Here is a 17,827-nt window from a genome sequence, read left to right on the forward strand (position 1 = left end):
AGCTACAAGAGAAAGCAGTCCGAGTGAGGGCTGCTTTTTTCTTGGGGCTTTAGAAACAGCGTTAACCTCAGATTGCAAAGAAAAGTGGCTTCAGTGAGGTCTGGCTTTTGCTTGCAGCTTGCAGCTCAACCCTCGCGGCTGCTCTTGATAAGGTTGCCGGAATGCAACCCGCATTCTTTCTGCGTTGCTTCTTCCCACCACCAACGCCCTTCGCGTTCGTGCTGATTCGGCAGGACAGGGCGGGTGCACGGTTCGCAGCCGATGCTGATGAAGCCGCGCTCGTGCAGGCTGTTGTACGGCAGTTCGAGCATGCGGATGTAGTTCCAGATGTCCGCGCTGCTCATCTGTGCCAGCGGGTTGAATTTGTAGAGCGGGCGCTCAGGGGTGGAGAAGGCGCTGTCGATTTCCACCACCGCCACGCTGTTGCGCGTGCTCGGGCTTTGGTCGCGACGCTGGCCGGTGGCCCAGGCCTTGACGTCGGTCAGTTTGCGGCGCAGCGGCTCGATCTTGCGCACGCCGCAGCATTCGCCATGGCCGTCTTTATAGAAGCTGAACAGGCCCTTTTCCTTGACGAACGGCTCCAGTTTTTCCCGGTCCGGCGACACGATGTCGATGGCGATGTTGTACTGCTCGCGTACCTGATCGATGAAACGGTAGGTCTCTGGGTGCAGGCGACCGGTGTCGAGGCTGAATACTTTGACGTTCTTATTGATCTTCCACGCCATGTCCACCAGCACCACGTCTTCCGCGCCGCTGAAGGAAATCCACAGCTCGTCACCGAAATGCTGGAAGGCGAATTTGAGAATGTCCTGGGCGGACTTGTTGGCGTAGGTCGCGGCGATATCGGCGACGTCGAACGGATGGCTCATCGGGCGGTTTCCTGATCAGGGAGTGGCGCTAGGGCGCTCTTGATGGCGCGAATGTTACCAAAAAGCACCGCGCAATGGCCTGAAACCTGTGTTTGCGCCGCCCTCTGCACATTGGGTCGTACGCTGTGATAGACGTCGGCGTGGCTTCGGCGGCGCTGAGTCACAGTGTTTCCAGGGTCTGGAGCAGGACCCGCACCTTGGTCATGGATTCCTGATATTCGGCCTCCCAATCCGAGTCGGCCACGATGCCGCCGCCGCCCCAGCAGGCGACCTGGCCATCTTGCGCCAGCAGGCTGCGGATGGCGATGGAGCTGTCCATCTCGCCGCGAACGTCGAGGTACAGCAGTGATCCGCAATACAGCGCCCGACGGGTCGGCTCCAGCTCATCAATGATCTGCATCGAGCGAATCTTCGGTGCACCGGTAATCGAACCTCCAGGGAAACTGCCGCCAATCAGGTCCAGCGCGTCCCGGTCGTCCGCCAGCTCGCCAGTGACCGCGCTCACCAAGTGGTGCACGTTCGGGTAGCTTTCGAGGCTGAACAACTCCGGCACCCGCACTGAACCAATGCGGCAGGTGCGCCCCAGATCGTTACGCAGCAGGTCAACGATCATCAGGTTTTCAGCACGGTCCTTCGGGCTGGCCAGCAATTCGTCGGCGTAGGCCTTGTCTTGGGCCGCGTCCTTGCCCCGAGGCCTCGTGCCTTTGATGGGCCGGGTTTCAACCTGGCGCTGACTGACCTTGACGAAGCGCTCAGGGGACAGGCTCAGCACCGCGCTTCCTTCGGGCAGGCTCAGGTAACCGGCGAATGGGGTAGGGCAGGCGACGCGCAGTGCTTGATAGGCGGCCCAGGGATCGCCGCGGTACGGGGCGCGGAAACGCTGGGCAAAGTTCACCTGGTAGCAATCCCCGGCCTCGATGTACGCGTGAATGTTGGCGATGGCCTGCTGATATTGGTCGGCGCTGGTGTCGGCGTTGAACGGGCGGGTCAGTCGAAAGGTGGCATGGTCGTTGGCCGATGGCTGTTCGAACAGGTCGATCAGACGCTGGCGTTCTTCCGCGTTCAATGAAGGGTGAAACACCAGTTGGCTGGTGCTTTGCTGGTGATCGCTGATCAATGCCCAGCCGTAGAGACCCAAGCGCGCCGACGGTAAATAAAGGTCATCGACCGCCAGGCTCGGCAAAGGCTCCAGCAAACGACCAAAATCGTAGGCCAGATAACCGATCAGTCCGCCCGCGAATGGCAATGGACTGTTTTCCGGCAACTGTGCCTCGCCAAGCGCGGCGAGTCTGTCGCGCAAGCGTTGAAGAAACGCCGTTCCACTTTCGTCCATTTCTGGCGAAAGGGTTTCGACGGGCCAGGCACTCAGGATGTCGAACCGGCCGCGATCCGCTTCGGGACGCCCGCTGTCGAGCAGTACGGCACCGGGGGCGTGGCGAACGAGAGAAAAGTACCCGGCCGGGTTAACGTGATAGGCAAGCGGGTGTACGGAACAGATTGGCATGAGAACAGAAAACAGTCGTGGCACGCGGACGGCGATTGTAGTCCTCCGGTGATCTGGCTCCTAGGGGGGTGTCGGAATTGGATGAGTGCGCGCCGTTGTCATGGCGGCGATCAACCTTTAGGGGCGAATTTATCCGCGAAAGTCGATCAGGCGATGCAGTGTGTCGGCTGGAACACCATCGCGAATGAATTCGCTCCCACAGGAAATCACTTCCGCAGAATGTCATCGGTTGCCGTCAAACGTGCCCGAACAATTCCTGCACGAACTTCACGCGTTCTTGAGGGCTGTCATGCCGCCCCTCAGCCACCAACGCTTCCAGTCGTTGTTCCACGGCCAGGGTGCGATGGGTCAAGCCGCAGTCGTTGGCGATCTGGATGTTCAGGCCGGGGCGGGCGTTGAGTTCGAGAATCAACGGGCCGCGATCCTGGTCCAGCACCATGTCCACGCCGATGTAACCCAGTCCGCACAGTTCATAGCATTCGGCGGCCAAATGCATGAAACCGTCCCAGTTCGGCAGTTGCACCCCGTCCACGGCGTTGGCGGTGTCAGGGTGTTTGCTGATGATGTTGTTCAGCCAGGTGCCGTGCAGGGTCATGCCGGTGGCGAGGTCGACACCGACGCCAATGGCGCCCTGGTGCAGGTTGGCCTTGCCGCCGGACTGCCGTGTCGGCAGGCGCAGCATGGCCATCACCGGATAGCCCATCAGCACAATGACGCGGATGTCCGGCACGCCTTCATAGCTGATGCTTTTGAAAATCGGGTCCGGCGTGACTCGGTATTCGATCAGCGCCCGGTCGCGATGACCACCCAGGGAATACAGGCCGGTGAGGATGCTGGAAATCTGGTGCTCGATTTCATCGCGACTGATGATGCGCCCCGAAATGGTCCGGAAACGCCCCTCGAAACGGTCGGCAATCACCAGAATGCCGTCACCCCCGGCCCCCTGTGCAGGTTTGATCACGAAGTCGTCGCGACCGCCAATGATGTCGTCGAGGCGGCTGATTTCCTTTTCGGTGGAAATGATCCCGTACATTTCCGGCACATGAATGCCGGCCGCGATAGCCCGTTCCTTGGTGATGATCTTGTCATCGACGATGGGGTACAGGCTGCGCTTGTTGTACTTGAGCACGTAATCGGCGTTACGCCGGTTGATGCCCATGATCCCTTTGGCTTCGAGGGCCTTCCAGGTTTTCCACCAGCCGATCATTTGGCGTTTTCCCGTTCGGCGTCTTCCTTGATGAAGGCCTTGAAGCGGATCAGTTCCGTCAGGCGATAGCCGCGATAACGACCCATCGCCAGCATGAAGCCCACCAGAATCAGCAAGATCGCCGGGAAGGTGAATACGAAGTAGATGAACTCCGGCACGCTCATGATGATGTGCGCCAGCGACGCAGCGAAGAGCGTGCCGATAGCGACTTTCATGGCGTGGCCCCCGCCGCGCTCTTCCCAGGTGATCGACAGCCGTTCGATGGTCATGGTCAGAATCACCATCGGGAACAGTGCAACCGACAGGCCGCGTTCCAGGCCAAGCTTGTGGCTCAGCAGGCTGATCGCGGCGATCAGCACCACAACGAACGTCAGCACCACGGACAACCGGGGCAGCATTTGCAGTTTCAGGTGTTCAAGGTAGGAGCGCAGCGAAAGGCCCAGAGCCGTGATGATCGTGAACAGCACGATGCCGAACCCCAGCTGCGTCTCGCGAAACGCCAGTGCGATCAGCACCGGCGTAAACGTGCCGAGTGTCTGCAGGCCGATCAGGTTGCGCAGGATCAGGATCACCAGCACGCCAATCGGGATCATCACCATGATCATGAATGTCTGCTGGGTTTGCAGCGGCAGGCCGTAGAGCGAGTATTCGAGGAAGTCGGCGTCGGTGTTCTCGTCGGTCAGCTTGGCCAGGCGGATGGCGTTCATCTCGCTGTTGTTCAGGCTGAAATTCACGGTGGCCTTTTTGCCGCCCTCGACAGTAATCAGGTTGTCATCCCCCACCCACCACAACAGGCGGTCCTGTGGCAGCCCGGCTTCACCGGTTTCCGGGTTGAAATACAGCCAGTCCTTGCCGTTGAAGCTGCGCAGCCAGAGTTCCGGCATCTGCGGCTGATCGGCCACCAGGCGAATGGTGTGGACCTTTTCCACCGGGACGTGGGCGACCGACAGCAGGATTTCGGTGATGCGGGCCTTGTTCTGGACTGACGTGTCACCGGCCAGCAGCAGCTTGACGTTGTCGTCGCTCAGATTGTTGACACGCCGAATGGCCTCGCTGACGAAGGTTTCGACGTCGGCCGAGTGTTGGCGAATGGGGGCGAGCAGGGCGTCGGCGGCGATCTTTTCCGGGCCTTCCACGGCAATGCTGTCACGGAAGATCGGGCCTTTGACCTTGGCTTTCTCACCGCTGTAGCGCTTGGTCAGCACCAGCCGGTAATACAGCGTCTGATTGCCGGTGGCGCGGCGGGCGGACCAGGTGACCTTGCGGTTGCCGTCGGCGCGGTTGACGTTCACGCCGTAATTGTTGGAGATAAAACTTTCGTTGAGGCTGATGTAATCCCGCGACAGCGGCGGAACGTACATCTGCACCTTGACCGAGTCTTTCGGGTTGGCGACGAATTCGACCTTCGCGTCGATGTTCCACAGGTCGTCGGTTTCGTCTTCGGTCACCGGGATGCCGAGCACCAATATCTGATAAGCCGTGATGGCGATGCCCAGGGTGACCAGGGTCGCGATCAGGATTTTCAGATGGAGGGTAAGAGAGCGCATGTCATTACTCTGCGGTTTGAGCATCGGTGATGCAGGCGGGTTTGCCCGCTGCATATTTAAGGCTTGGATCGACCAGCGCATCGAAGTGCTTGAGGGCTTCGGAGCCAATCAGAAGCGGGTATTGGAATGCACTTCGGTCGGTCAAGTTCACTTCTATGGTTCGCGATGCATTACCCATGCACACGTCGAGGCTGATGACGGGGCGTGAGGTGTATTTCTTTTCGTCGTCAGGGTCGACGTCACCCGCCCGGCGCTTGATCTTGCTGAGCCGTGCGAGCGGCCGTTCGATGGGGTGTTCGTGGGCGTCGTCGATGGCCAGGTAAAAGCGCACCCAGGATTCGCCGTCGCGCTTGAAACGCTTGATGTCGCGGGCACTGAGGGAGGCGGTTTTCGCGCCGGTGTCCAGTTTCGCCGCCACTTGCAGGTCGATCCCCGCCAGTTCGGCATACTCGTTCAGGCCATAAACGGTCTTGCCGGCCGCCATGCACAGATCGCTCAGGAACAGCCCCGGCAGGTACAGGCATAAAAGAAAGAGGAGAGGGTGGCGGCTCATAGGTCCTGGCGCGGTGAGGGGAAACAGGAGCGATTTGACGTCAGCTCGGGGTGTGAGTGTGTTGCGGGCCGCGGCTAGCAGGTGCGTCCGTGTGGCCCGAGACGACGGGCAGATGCGGTCGGCATTCTAGCATGAAGGTTTTATGGCGCCAGCGAAGGGCGCGCCGACAGTGATCGTAGGAGCAATCTTCATACCTGTGAGTTATGAGCGGATTGTCGACAGTCCTGAAATTGTCTTTGACGAATAGGGGTTGTTTCGATAGCTTTGGCGGCATTGAGATGAAAGGTGTCGACAATGCTGGATGCCGCTGAAGTAAACATTGCCAGTCCCGTGGATTCGGAAACGCTGTCCGAAAACGTGTTCCGCCGGATTCAGGCCGCCATCGTCAAGGGCGACATCGCCCCCGGCAGCAAGATTTCAGAGCCGGAACTCGCCCGGACGTACGGCATCAGCCGTGGCCCGTTGCGCGAAGCGATCCATCGCCTGGAAGGTCAGCGTCTGTTGGTGCGGGTGCCTCACGTCGGCGCGCGCGTCGTGTCCTTGAGCCATGCCGAGCTGGTGGAACTCTATGAAATCCGAGAATCGCTGGAAGGCATGGCCTGCCGTCTGGCGGCTGAGCGCATGACCGCCGAGGAAGTCGATGAGTTGCGCCGGGTGCTGGAGACCCACGAGCGCGATCCGGCGTATCAGGCGGGTGTCGGCTATTACCAGCAAGAAGGCGACTTCGACTTCCATTACCGGATCATTCAGGGCGCGCGTAACAGCACGCTGACCCAGATGCTCTGCGGCGAGCTCTATCAACTGGTGCGCATGTACCGCATTCAGTTCTCGACCACGCCCAATCGCCCCCGCCATGCCTTCACCGAACACCACCGCATTCTGGACGCCATCGCCGACCGTGATGGCGAACTGGCCGAACTGTTGATGCGTCGCCATATCGGCGCGTCGAAACGGAACATCGAACAGCGTTATCAAGAACACGCTCATCAAGCGACTACTGCCCGAGGTGAACAATGACTTCAAGAACGACTCCCGGCCAACGTTTCCGCGCTGCCGTGGCGAACGAGCATCCATTGCAGGTGGTAGGCGCGATCAACGCCAACCACGCGCTGCTCGCGCAACGTGCCGGGTTCAAGGCGATTTACTTGTCCGGTGGCGGCGTGGCCGCTGGCTCGCTGGGCGTGCCGGACCTGGGCATCACCGGGCTGGATGATGTGTTGACGGACGTGCGCCGCATCACCGACGTCTGCGACCTGCCGCTGCTGGTTGACGTGGACACCGGTTTCGGCGCCTCGGCGTTCAACGTGGCGCGTACCGTGAAGTCGATGATCAAGTTCGGTGCGGCGGCTATGCACATCGAGGATCAGGTGGGCGCCAAGCGCTGCGGCCATCGTCCGGGCAAGGAAATCGTTTCGCAGCAGGAAATGGTCGATCGCATCAAGGCCGCCGTCGATGCGCGGACCGACGACAGCTTCGTGATCATGGCGCGCACCGATGCGCTGGCCGTCGAAGGCCTGGAATCGGCGCTGGATCGCGCCGCCGCGTGCATCGAGGCGGGCGCTGACATGGTGTTCCCGGAAGCCATCACCGAACTGGAGATGTACAAGCTCTTCGCCTCCCGCGTGAAAGCGCCGATCCTGGCGAACATTACCGAATTCGGCGCTACGCCGCTGTTCACTACAGACGAGCTGGCCTCCGCCGAAGTGGCGCTGGTGCTGTATCCGCTGTCGGCGTTCCGGGCCATGAACAAGGCGGCGGAAAACGTCTACACCGCGATCCGCCGCGACGGTACGCAGAAAAATGTGGTCGACACCATGCAGACCCGCATGGAGCTGTATGAACGCATCGATTACCACGCTTTCGAACAGAAACTGGACGCACTGTTTGCGCAGAAGAAGGGCTGAATGCATGTCCGCATTCCTGTAGGAGTGAGCTTGCTCGCGATGGCGGTTGTGCAGTTGGCATCCATGTAACCTGCCGGGACCCCATCGCGAGCAAGCTCACTCCTACAAGGGAACGTGGTCATCAAAACGGAATTGCCGATTCCCTTAAAACGACAAGATTTGGAGAGAGCAATGGCTGAAGGAAAAGTATTGAGCGGCGCTGGCCTGCGTGGCCAGGTGGCCGGACAGACTGCCCTGTCCACCGTGGGCCAGGCCGGTGCCGGTCTGACCTACCGTGGTTATGACGTACGGGAATTGGCGGCCGACGCCCGTTTCGAAGAAGTCGCCTACCTGCTGCTGTACGGCGAGCTGCCGACCCAGAGCCAGCTCGACGGCTACCTGAGCAAACTCAAAGGGCTGCGCGATCTGCCCCAGGCGCTGAAAGAAGTGCTGGAGCGCATCCCTGCCGACGCCCACCCGATGGACGTGATGCGCACTGGTTGCTCGATGCTCGGCAACCTGGAACCGGAAACCAGCTTTGAACACCAGGTCGATTCAACTGACCGCTTACTCGCCGCATTTCCGGCGATCATGTGCTACTGGTACCGCTTCAGCCACGAAGGCAAACGCATCGACTGCGTAACCGACGAGCCTTCCATTGGCGGCCATTTCCTCAAGCTGCTGCTGGACAAGACCCCAAGCGAATTGCATCGCAAGGTCATGGACGTGTCGCTGATCCTCTACGCAGAGCACGAATTCAACGCCTCGACGTTCACCGCCCGGGTCTGTGCGTCGACCCTGTCGGACCTGTTCTCCTGCATCACCGCCGCCATCGGCACCCTGCGCGGCCCGTTGCACGGCGGCGCCAACGAAGCGGCGATGGACATGATCGAGAAGTTTTCGTCTGCCGAAGACGCGGTTCAGGGCACGTTGGGCATGCTGGCGCGCAAGGACAAGATCATGGGCTTCGGCCACGCGATCTATAAGGACAACGACCCGCGCAACGAGGTGATCAAGGGCTGGTCGAAAAAGCTCGCCGATGAAGTGGGAGACACCGTGCTGTTTCCGGTTTCCGAAGCTATCGACAAGACCATGTGGGAACAGAAGAAGCTCTTCCCGAATGCCGACTTCTACCACGCATCGGCGTACCACTTCATGGGCATTCCGACCAAGCTGTTCACGCCGATTTTCGTCTGTTCGCGCCTGACGGGCTGGGCCTCTCACGTGTTCGAACAGCGTGGCAACAACCGCATCATCCGTCCGAGCGCCGAATACATCGGCGTCGAACAGCGCAAGTTCGTGCCAATCGAACAACGCTGAGTGGTGGGAGGGCTGTACCGGATCTGGATACACCGCGGGCTCTGTAGGAGTGAGCTTGCTCGCGATGGCGTTCATCAGGTGACATCTCCGTCGCCTGGGAAAATGCCATCGCGAGCAAGCTCACTCCTACAAGGGCGGTGGGTGTCCGGATTCGGCGGGCCTGCCTCTTGAAACAAACCGTGACCGAGTCCCGACGATGAACACTGAATTCCGCAAACCGCTGCCCGGCACTTCGCTGGATTACTTCGACGCCCGCGCGGCTGTCGATGGGATCAAGCCGGGGGCCTACGCCACACTGCCGTACACCTCTCGTGTTTTGGCGGAAAACCTGGTGCGCCGCTGCGACCCGGCGACCCTCAAGGCCTCGCTGACGCAACTGATCGAACGCAAGCGCGACCTCGACTTCCCCTGGTTTCCGGCCCGCGTAGTCTGCCACGACATCCTCGGCCAGACCGCGCTGGTCGACCTCGCTGGTCTGCGCGACGCCATCGCCGACATGGGCGGCGACCCGGCGCAAGTCAACCCGGTGGTGCCGGTGCAGTTGATCGTGGACCACTCGCTGGCCGTCGAATGCGGCGGGTATGACCCGGATGCGTTCAACAAGAACCGCGCCATCGAAGACCGTCGTAACGAAGACCGTTTTCACTTCATCAACTGGACCAAGCAGGCGTTCAAGAACGTCGAAGTGATCCCGCCGGGCAACGGCATCATGCATCAGATCAACCTGGAGCGGATGTCGCCGGTGATCCAGACGCTGAATGGCGTGGCGTTCCCGGACACCCTCGTGGGCACCGACAGCCACACCCCTCACGTCGACGCGCTGGGCGTGATCGCCATCGGTGTCGGCGGATTGGAAGCTGAGAACGTGATGCTGGGCCGCGCCTCGTGGATGCGCCTGCCGGACATCATCGGCGTCGAGCTGACAGGTCGCCCGCAACCAGGCATCACCGCCACCGACGTGGTGCTGGCGCTGACCGAATACCTGCGCAAACAGAAGGTCGTCGGCGCGTACCTGGAGTTCTACGGCGAAGGCGCTCGTGCCCTGACCCTGGGGGACCGGGCGACCATTTCCAACATGGCCCCGGAATACGGTGCCACCGCTGCGATGTTCGCCATTGATCAGCAGACCATCGATTACCTGACCCTGACCGGGCGCGACGACCAGCAGGTCAAGCTGGTCGAAATCTTTGCCAGACACACCGGCCTGTGGGGCGACAGCCTGGCCTCTGCGGAGTACGAGCGCGTGCTGAGCTTCGACCTGTCCAGCGTCGTGCGTAACATGGCCGGCCCCTCGAATCCTCATGCGCGGGTCGCGACCTCCGATCTGGCGGCCAAAGGCATCGCCAGCGCCTGGGAGGAAACCCCGGGCCTGATGCCGGATGGCGCGGTGATCATTGCGGCCATCACCAGTTGCACCAACACCAGCAACCCGCGCAACGTCATCGCGGCGGGGCTACTGGCGCGCAACGCCAACAAGCTCGGCCTGGCCCGCAAGCCGTGGGTCAAATCCTCGCTGGCACCCGGCTCGAAAACCGTCGCGCTGTATCTCGACGAAGCGGGTCTGACCTCCGAACTCGAACAACTGGGTTTCGGCGTTGTGGCCTTCGCTTGCACCACCTGCAACGGCATGTCCGGCGCGCTGGACCCGGTGATCCAGCAGGAGATCATCGACCGCGACCTGTACGCCACCGCCGTGCTGTCGGGCAACCGCAACTTCGACGGGCGCATCCATCCCTACGCCAAACAGGCCTTTCTCGCCTCGCCGCCACTGGTGGTGGCCTACGCCATTGCGGGCACCATCCGCTTCGACATCGAGAAGGATGTGCTGGGCGTGGGCGCCAACGGTGAAGACATCCGCCTGAAAGACATCTGGCCGAGCGACGAGGAAATCGACGCGGTGGTCAAGGCGTCGGTCAAGCCGGAGCAGTTCCGTCAGGTCTACATCCCGATGTTCGCCATCCATGAGGACACCGGCCCCAAAGTCGATCCGCTGTACAACTGGCGCCCGGCGAGCACCTACATTCGTCGTCCACCGTACTGGGAAGGGGCGCTGGCCGGGGAGCGCACGCTCAAGGGCATGCGTCCGCTGGCCGTGTTGCCGGACAACATCACCACCGATCACCTGTCGCCGTCCAACGCGATCATGCTCGACAGCGCGGCGGGCGAATACCTGGCGCGCATGGGCCTGCCGGAAGAAGACTTCAACTCCTACGCCACGCACCGGGGTGACCACTTGACGGCCCAGCGGGCGACGTTCGCCAACCCGAAACTGTTCAACGAAATGGTCCAGGAAAACGGCAAGGTCAAGCAGGGTTCGCTGGCGCGGATCGAGCCGGAAGGCCAGGTGACCCGCATGTGGGAGGCGATCGAGACCTACATGGACCGCAAGCAGCCGCTGATCATTATCGCGGGGGCCGACTACGGTCAGGGTTCGTCCCGCGATTGGGCAGCGAAAGGCGTGCGTCTGGCGGGCGTCGAGGCCATCGTCGCCGAAGGCTTCGAGCGCATTCACCGCACCAATCTGGTGGGCATGGGCGTGCTGCCGCTGGAGTTCAAACCCGGTACCAACCGCACCACCCTGGGCATCGACGGCACCGAAACCTTCGACGTGATCGGCGAGCGTACGCCACGGGCCACGCTGATGCTGGTGATCCAGCGCAAGAATGGCGAGCGCGTGGAAGTGCCGGTCACCTGCCGACTCGATACCGGCGAAGAAGCGTCGATCTACGAGGCAGGCGGCGTATTGCAGCGCTTTGCCCAGGACTTCCTCGAATCGTCCGCAGTGGCGTGACGACCTCTGGGCGCGACCTGTGGGTCGCGCCCAGGCTTCTATAAAGGAAAGCGATTTCATGGCTCATACCGCACAAATCAAAATCCCCGCGACCTACATGCGCGGCGGCACCAGCAAAGGCGTGTTCTTCCGCTTGCAAGACCTGCCCGAAGCGGCGCAGGTGCCAGGCCCGGCCCGCGACGCGCTGCTGCTGCGCGTCATCGGCAGCCCCGATCCTTACGCCAAACAGATCGACGGCATGGGCGGCGCGACGTCGAGCACCAGCAAGACCGTAATCCTTTCGAAAAGCATCAAGGCTGATCACGACGTCGATTACCTGTTCGGTCAAGTGTCCATCGACACGCCGTTCGTGGACTGGAGCGGCAACTGCGGCAACCTGTCAGCGGCGGTCGGTCCGTTCGCGATCAGCAATGGTTTGATTGATGCCAGTCGGGTGCCGCAAAATGGCGTGGCGGTGGTGCGCATCTGGCAGGCGAACATCGGCAAGACCATCATCGCCCACGTGCCGATCACCGATGGTGCGGTGCAGGAAACCGGCGACTTCGAACTGGATGGCGTGACCTTTCCCGCCGCAGAAGTGCAGTTGGAGTTCATGGACCCGGCGGCAGAGGAAGAGGGCGCGGGGGGGGCGATGTTCCCCACTGGCAATCTGGTGGACGATCTGGAAGTGCCGGGTGTTGGCACGTTCAAGGCGACCCTGATCAACGCGGGCATCCCGACGATTTTCGTCAATGCCAGCGACATCGGCTACACCGGCACCGAGCTGCAGGACGCCATCAACAGCGATCCGCAGGCGCTCGCCCGCTTTGAAACGATCCGGGCCTACGGGGCCGTGCGCATGGGCTTGATCGCCAACGTCGAAGACGCCGCCAAACGTCAGCACACCCCCAAGGTCGCTTTTGTCGCAAAACCGAGCGAGTACGTATCGTCCAGCGGCAAGCGCGTATCGGTGGACGACACGGATTTGCTGGTCCGGGCCATGTCCATGGGCAAGCTGCACCACGCCATGATGGGGACGGCGGCGGTGGCCATTGGCACGGCGGCGGCGATTCCTGGGACGCTGGTGAACCTCGCGGCGGGCGGTGGCGAACGCAGCGCTGTCCGGTTCGGGCACCCGTCCGGCACGTTGCGAGTGGGGGCTGAGGCTGAAGTCGTCAGTGGGGAATGGTCGGTCAAAAAAGCCATCATGAGCCGCAGCGCGCGGGTGCTGATGGAGGGCTGGGTGCGCGTGCCGGGCGATTGTTTCTAGCCTCGCACGCCCTTCTTCTGTAGGAGTGAGCTTGCTCGCGATTGCGAAGTGTCAGTCAGTGTTGACGTCCATGGCCCACCGCGATCGCGAGCAAGCTCACTCCTACAGCCGTCTGAACGTCATGATGGTGGTCGCGATCTACTTGAAACGCCGCTCCACTCCTTTCTCCACCAAGACTTTCGCGGAGATTTCTTCCACCGAAAAGTGCGTGGAGTTGATGTTGGGAATGTTCTCCTTGCGGAACAGATTCTCGACTTCCCGCACCTCGAACTCGCATTGGGCAAAGCTCGAATAGCGGCTGTTGGGCTTGCGCTCGTGGCGAATGGCGGTGAGGCGGTCCGGGTCGATGGTCAGGCCGAACAGTTTGGCCCGGTGCTGTTTCAGTGCGGCAGGGAGGGTCAGCCGCTCCATGTCGTCTTCGGTCAGCGGATAGTTGGCCGCGCGGATGCCGAATTGCATGGCCATGTATAGACAGGTAGGCGTCTTCCCGCAGCGCGAAACCCCCACCAGAATGATGTCGGCCTTGTCGTAGTAATGGGTGCGGGCGCCGTCGTCGTTGTCCAGCGCGAAGTTCACCGCCTCGATCCGCTCCATGTAGTTGGAGTTGTGGCCGATGGAGTGCGATTTGCCCACCGAGTAGGAAGAGTGTGAACTAAGCTCCTGCTCCAGCGGGGCCAGGAAGGTCGAGAAGATGTCGATCATGAACCCGTCGGACGTCGCCAGGATCTCGCGAATGTCCTGGTTGACGATGGTGTCGAAGATGATCGGACGGACCTCGTCCTTCTCGGCCGCCTTGTTGATTTGCGCGACCATGGCCCGGGCTTTCTCGACGCTGTCGATGTAGGGGCGCGTGAACTTGTTGAACGTAATGTTTTCAAATTGCGCTAGCAGGCTCTGGCCAAGGGTTTCGGCAGTGATGCCGGTGCCGTCGGAGATAAAGAAAGCGGATCGTTTCATTTGCGCCTTGGGCCTTAAGCTGGTGACGATTCTTGGATATGATAGGCGGGCTTGCGTGCCTTCACTGGCCGCATTCTAACTATTTTCAGGGTCCAGACCACAAGCGCGCAGGATCCGTTTTACCTGTGGTTCCAGCGCCAACGCTTTTCCCAACAACAAATCGGTTAGTGGAGAGATCACCTTGGTAGAGTACGTAGTTTCCCTCGATAAGCTCGGCAAGCATGATGTTGAGCATGTGGGGGGCAAGAACGCATCCCTCGGCGAGATGATCAGCAACCTGGCGGGCGCAGGCGTTTCCGTCCCCGGTGGCTTCGCCACTACAGCTCAGGCCTATCGTGATTTTCTTGAGCAGAGTGGTCTGAACGATCAGATTCACGCGGCACTCGATGCCCTCGACGTCGACGACGTCAACGCACTGGCGAAAACCGGTGCGCAGATTCGTCAGTGGATCATGGAGGCTGAATTCCCCGAGAAACTCAACGCTGAAATCCGCACTGCCTTCGCTGCCCTGTCGGCAGGCAATCCGGACATCGCCGTTGCCGTGCGTTCTTCCGCCACCGCAGAAGACCTGCCTGACGCGTCCTTCGCCGGTCAGCAGGAAACCTTCCTCAACATTCGCGGCGTCGACAACGTGATCCGCGCCGCGAAAGAAGTCTTCGCGTCGCTGTTCAACGATCGCGCCATTTCCTACCGTGTCCACCAGGGTTTCGACCACAAACTGGTGGCCCTGTCCGCTGGCGTTCAGCGAATGGTGCGCTCCGAAACCGGCACTGCAGGCGTGATGTTCACCCTGGACACCGAATCCGGTTTCCGTGACGTCGTGTTCATTACCGGCGCCTACGGCCTGGGCGAAACCGTGGTACAAGGCGCGGTCAACCCGGACGAGTTCTACGTTCACAAAGGCACTCTCGAAGCCGGTCGTCCTGCGATCCTGCGCCGCAACCTGGGCAGCAAGGCCATCAAGATGATCTACGGCGAAGAAGCCAAGGCCGGGAAATCGGTCAAGGTCATCGACGTCGACGCGGCAGATCGCGCGCGCTTCTGCCTCAGCGATGAAGAAGTGAGCAACCTGGCGCGCCAGGCGATGATCATCGAGAAGCACTACCAGTGCCCGATGGACATCGAGTGGGCCAAGGACGGTGACGACGGCAAGCTCTACATCGTTCAGGCCCGTCCTGAAACCGTGAAGAGCCGCACCTCGGCCAACGTCATGGAACGCTACCTCCTGAAAGAGAAGGGCACTGTTCTGGCGGAAGGTCGCGCCATCGGCCAGCGCATCGGCGCGGGCAAGGTGCGGATCATCAAGGACGTGTCCGAGATGGACAAGGTCCAGGCCGGCGACGTGCTGGTCTCTGACATGACCGACCCGGACTGGGAACCGGTCATGAAACGCGCCAGTGCTATCGTCACCAACCGTGGCGGCCGTACCTGTCACGCGGCGATCATCGCCCGTGAACTGGGCATCCCGGCGGTCGTCGGTTGTGGCAACGCCACCGAACTGCTGAAAGATGGCCAGGGCGTGACCGTTTCCTGCGCCGAGGGCGACACCGGTTATATCTTCGAAGGCGAGCTGGGCTTCGATATCAAGCAAAGCTCCGTCGACGCCATGCCGGAACTGCCGTTCAAGATCATGATGAACGTCGGTAACCCTGATCGTGCCTTCGATTTTGCCCAGCTGCCAAATGCCGGTATTGGTCTGGCGCGTCTGGAATTCATCATCAACCGCATGATCGGCGTGCACCCCAAAGCGCTGCTGAACTACCCGAACCTGCCGCTGGACGTCAAGGAAAGCGTCGACAAGCGCATCGCCGGTTACAGCGATCCGGTCGGTTTCTATGTCGAGAAGTTGGTCGAGGGCATCAGCACGCTGGCGGCGGCTTTCTATCCGAAAAAGGTCATCGTGCGTCTGTCGGACTTCAAGTCCAACGAATACGCCAATCTCATCGGCGGCAAGTTGTACGAGCCGGAAGAAGAAAACCCGATGCTGGGCTTCCGTGGTGCTTCGCGTTACATCAGCGAAAACTTCCGAGACTGCTTCGAACTGGAATGCCGTGCCCTCAAGCGCGTGCGCAATGAGATGGGTCTAACCAACGTTGAGATCATGGTGCCATTCGTGCGCACCTTGGGCGAGGCGAGCCAGGTGGTCGATCTACTGGCCGAGAACGGTCTGGCCCGTGGCGACAATGGCGTCCGTGTGATCATGATGTGCGAGCTTCCATCGAACGCCTTGATGGCGGAGGAATTCCTCGAGTTCTTCGACGGTTTCTCCATCGGTTCCAACGACATGACTCAACTGACGCTGGGTCTGGACCGTGATTCCGGGACTATCGCGCACCTGTTCGACGAGCGTAATCCGGCGGTCAAGAAATTGCTGTCCAACGCCATTCAAGCCTGTAACAAGGCCGGCAAGTACATCGGCATCTGCGGTCAGGGCCCGTCCGATCACCCGGATCTGGCACGCTGGCTGATGGAGCAGGGCATCGAAAGCGTTTCGCTGAACCCGGATTCGGTGCTGGAGACCTGGTTCTTCCTGTCCGAAGAAGAAGCACCAAAATGAGGTAAGATGCGGGCCCGTTTCGGCGGGCCGGTCCACATGAAGAAGGGCGGTCTCGATGATTCCGCCCTTTTTTCATGACATTTTTTTCATTCGGGATTCGTCCCGGAACTTCAGCGCTGCGACAGCCTCAGCATGCTATCCCTGATGCGGCGCCATTTTCGAGTCAAGCAAACGCAATATGCAAAGCAGCAGTCTTCTCTTTCCTGTGGCCTTGATCAGTGCCGAGCGACGTGGCGATCTGATTGAGGACGTGTACCGCCTCAAACCCGGCAACAGCCTGGATTTCACGGTCGAATTGGCCGTGACGCGCCTTGGTCGGGTGGTAACGCCCGATGTGCGCGGCGTGCCGGTCATCCTGCTGCATGGCAGCTTTTCCAACCGCCGCTTCTGGTATTCGCCGAAAGGCATCGGCTTGGGCGCTCATCTGGCTCGCGCCGGGTTCGACGTATGGATTCCGGAAATGCGCGGCCATGGCTTGTCGGCCCGCAACGAGGCGTATCGCCACAACCGCGTGGCCGACTACGCTCGCTACGATCTGCCTGCCATCGCTGCCTTCGTCGCCGAACAAAGCGGTCAAGTGCCACACTGGATCGGGCACTCGCTCGGGGGCACCACGCTGGCGGCAGCCCTCGGCGGCCATTACATGGACAGCAGCCATGCCGCGTCGGTCGCATTGTTCGGCAGCCAGATCACCCGCAATTACTGGCCGCTCAAGGTCCCACCGTTGACCTGGAGCGCGCGCTTGCTGCTCAAGCGCTTCGAGCATGTGTCCGGTCCCCGCTTCAAGCGCGGTCCTGAAGACGAGCCCATGGGCGTCATTCTTGAAAGCCTGCGCTGGCACGGTCTTTTCGGCCGCTTTGGCGACAAAAAGGACGACTGGTGGTCCGGCCTTCGTCATGTCGATGTGCCGACCTTGTGCGTGGCTGCTGTCGGTGATCATCAAGACCCCGAGTGGGCCTGCCGCGAGTTGTTCGAGCAGTTCGGTTCAGAAGACAAGGCGTTTCTCCTTCTAGGACGCGAGCAGGGGTTCACCGAAGACTTCGGCCATGTGCAAATGTTAGTGAGCAAGGCTGCCCAGGCGCAGGTCTGGCCTCGGGTCGTGGAGTGGCTGAATCGTCGAATCGATGCCGTACAGCCTGAATCAACGCTGAACATGTCGGCAACTTCTTGATGAAGGAGGCGTCAGGCATTTCTATGTCGGGCGTCTGGGGCTAAGCTACACGCGGTTGAGTGGATGACCGAGGCGATGCGGTACACAGCACTCGTCGGTCAGGTTTTTGTTCTATATAAGGAAGCATTGCGATGGCGGGCGCGGTCAGACGTGCGAGCCATCCGGATCTGCCTCGGCGGGTCACCCTTGGAAACGATGCCTTCACTGACAGGAGCTTCT

The 17,827-nt window shown here is 60.8% G+C and carries 13 protein-coding genes; 7 read left to right on the forward strand and 6 right to left on the reverse strand.

Annotated elements, in window-relative coordinates:
• Positions 1–125 precede the first annotated feature (125 nt).
• The 5 genes from AAEO81_RS14380 to AAEO81_RS14400 form a co-directional block, all read right to left on the reverse strand.
• Entirely contained in the window at positions 126–869 is a 744-nt protein-coding gene (locus tag AAEO81_RS14380; protein ID WP_341964248.1) for a phosphoadenylyl-sulfate reductase, read from the reverse strand.
• A gap of 160 nt (positions 870–1,029) precedes the next feature.
• Positions 1,030–2,373 (reverse strand): aminodeoxychorismate synthase component I, encoded by a 1,344-nt coding sequence (pabB, locus tag AAEO81_RS14385; RefSeq protein WP_341964249.1) that lies wholly within the window; start codon positions 2,371–2,373, stop codon positions 1,030–1,032.
• A gap of 235 nt (positions 2,374–2,608) precedes the next feature.
• A complete protein-coding gene (locus AAEO81_RS14390; RefSeq protein ID WP_341964533.1) occupies positions 2,609–3,577 on the reverse strand; it encodes an alpha-L-glutamate ligase-like protein in 969 nt (322 codons plus the stop codon).
• On the reverse strand, positions 3,577–5,127 hold the full coding sequence (locus AAEO81_RS14395; RefSeq protein WP_341964250.1) for an inactive transglutaminase family protein: 1,551 nt from the start codon (positions 5,125–5,127) through the stop codon (positions 3,577–3,579). The genes AAEO81_RS14390 and AAEO81_RS14395 overlap by 1 nt, the downstream gene beginning before the upstream one ends.
• Positions 5,128–5,131: 4 nt before the next feature.
• Positions 5,132–5,611 (reverse strand): ATP-dependent zinc protease, encoded by a 480-nt coding sequence (locus AAEO81_RS14400; RefSeq protein WP_256665204.1) that lies wholly within the window; start codon positions 5,609–5,611, stop codon positions 5,132–5,134.
• Between the two features lie 363 nt (positions 5,612–5,974).
• Between AAEO81_RS14400 and AAEO81_RS14405 the strand changes: the two genes are divergently transcribed.
• The 5 genes from AAEO81_RS14405 (at position 5,975) to prpF (ending at position 12,923) form a co-directional block, all read left to right on the forward strand.
• On the forward strand, positions 5,975–6,697 hold the full coding sequence (locus AAEO81_RS14405; protein WP_341964251.1) for a GntR family transcriptional regulator: 723 nt from the start codon (positions 5,975–5,977) through the stop codon (positions 6,695–6,697).
• The gene (gene prpB / locus AAEO81_RS14410; RefSeq protein ID WP_341964252.1) at positions 6,694–7,584 is read left to right on the forward strand and encodes a methylisocitrate lyase; all 891 of its coding nucleotides are present in this window, start codon (positions 6,694–6,696) and stop codon (positions 7,582–7,584) included. The genes AAEO81_RS14405 and prpB overlap by 4 nt, the downstream gene beginning before the upstream one ends.
• A 171-nt stretch (positions 7,585–7,755) precedes the next feature.
• Entirely contained in the window at positions 7,756–8,883 is a 1,128-nt protein-coding gene (prpC, locus tag AAEO81_RS14415; RefSeq protein WP_341964253.1) for a 2-methylcitrate synthase, read from the forward strand.
• A gap of 196 nt (positions 8,884–9,079) precedes the next feature.
• Entirely contained in the window at positions 9,080–11,674 is a 2,595-nt protein-coding gene (acnD, locus tag AAEO81_RS14420; protein ID WP_341964254.1) for a Fe/S-dependent 2-methylisocitrate dehydratase AcnD, read from the forward strand.
• A gap of 58 nt (positions 11,675–11,732) precedes the next feature.
• Positions 11,733–12,923, forward strand: a complete 1,191-nt coding sequence (gene prpF / locus AAEO81_RS14425; RefSeq protein ID WP_341964255.1) for a 2-methylaconitate cis-trans isomerase PrpF — start codon at positions 11,733–11,735, stop codon at positions 12,921–12,923.
• A 138-nt stretch (positions 12,924–13,061) separates the two neighbouring features.
• Here the strand turns inward: prpF and AAEO81_RS14430 are convergent, their stop codons facing one another.
• Positions 13,062–13,880, reverse strand: a complete 819-nt coding sequence (locus tag AAEO81_RS14430) for a pyruvate, water dikinase regulatory protein (RefSeq protein ID WP_341964256.1) — start codon at positions 13,878–13,880, stop codon at positions 13,062–13,064.
• A gap of 181 nt (positions 13,881–14,061) precedes the next feature.
• Between AAEO81_RS14430 and ppsA the strand changes: the two genes are divergently transcribed.
• Positions 14,062–16,437, forward strand: coding sequence for a phosphoenolpyruvate synthase (gene ppsA, locus AAEO81_RS14435; RefSeq protein WP_341964257.1), 2,376 nt, complete (start codon positions 14,062–14,064; stop codon positions 16,435–16,437).
• A 178-nt stretch (positions 16,438–16,615) separates the two neighbouring features.
• The gene (locus tag AAEO81_RS14440) at positions 16,616–17,608 is read left to right on the forward strand and encodes an alpha/beta fold hydrolase (protein WP_341964258.1); all 993 of its coding nucleotides are present in this window, start codon (positions 16,616–16,618) and stop codon (positions 17,606–17,608) included.
• Positions 17,609–17,827 lie beyond the last annotated feature (219 nt).

The sequence above is a fragment of the Pseudomonas sp. RC10 genome (assembly GCF_038397775.1).
GTDB classification, from domain to species: Bacteria; Pseudomonadota; Gammaproteobacteria; order Pseudomonadales; family Pseudomonadaceae; genus Aquipseudomonas; species Aquipseudomonas bambusae.

What these genes read in the sequence shown, in the direction of transcription:
- acnD (WP_341964254.1), top strand. Translation starts at nt 9,080, where the DNA reads ATGAACACTGAATTCCGCAAACCGCTGCCCGGCACTTCGCTGGATTAC.
- AAEO81_RS14395 (WP_341964250.1), bottom strand. Translation starts at nt 5,127, where the DNA reads ATGCGCTCTCTTACCCTCCATCTGAAAATCCTGATCGCGACCCTGGTC.
- prpC (WP_341964253.1), top strand. Translation starts at nt 7,756, where the DNA reads ATGGCTGAAGGAAAAGTATTGAGCGGCGCTGGCCTGCGTGGCCAGGTG.
- prpB (WP_341964252.1), top strand. Translation starts at nt 6,694, where the DNA reads ATGACTTCAAGAACGACTCCCGGCCAACGTTTCCGCGCTGCCGTGGCG.
- prpF (WP_341964255.1), top strand. Translation starts at nt 11,733, where the DNA reads ATGGCTCATACCGCACAAATCAAAATCCCCGCGACCTACATGCGCGGC.
- AAEO81_RS14405 (WP_341964251.1), top strand. Translation starts at nt 5,975, where the DNA reads ATGCTGGATGCCGCTGAAGTAAACATTGCCAGTCCCGTGGATTCGGAA.
- AAEO81_RS14400 (WP_256665204.1), bottom strand. Translation starts at nt 5,611, where the DNA reads ATGGCGGCCGGCAAGACCGTTTATGGCCTGAACGAGTATGCCGAACTG.
- AAEO81_RS14440 (WP_341964258.1), top strand. Translation starts at nt 16,616, where the DNA reads ATGCAAAGCAGCAGTCTTCTCTTTCCTGTGGCCTTGATCAGTGCCGAG.
- AAEO81_RS14430 (WP_341964256.1), bottom strand. Translation starts at nt 13,880, where the DNA reads ATGAAACGATCCGCTTTCTTTATCTCCGACGGCACCGGCATCACTGCC.
- AAEO81_RS14380 (WP_341964248.1), bottom strand. Translation starts at nt 869, where the DNA reads ATGAGCCATCCGTTCGACGTCGCCGATATCGCCGCGACCTACGCCAAC.
- pabB (WP_341964249.1), bottom strand. Translation starts at nt 2,373, where the DNA reads ATGCCAATCTGTTCCGTACACCCGCTTGCCTATCACGTTAACCCGGCC.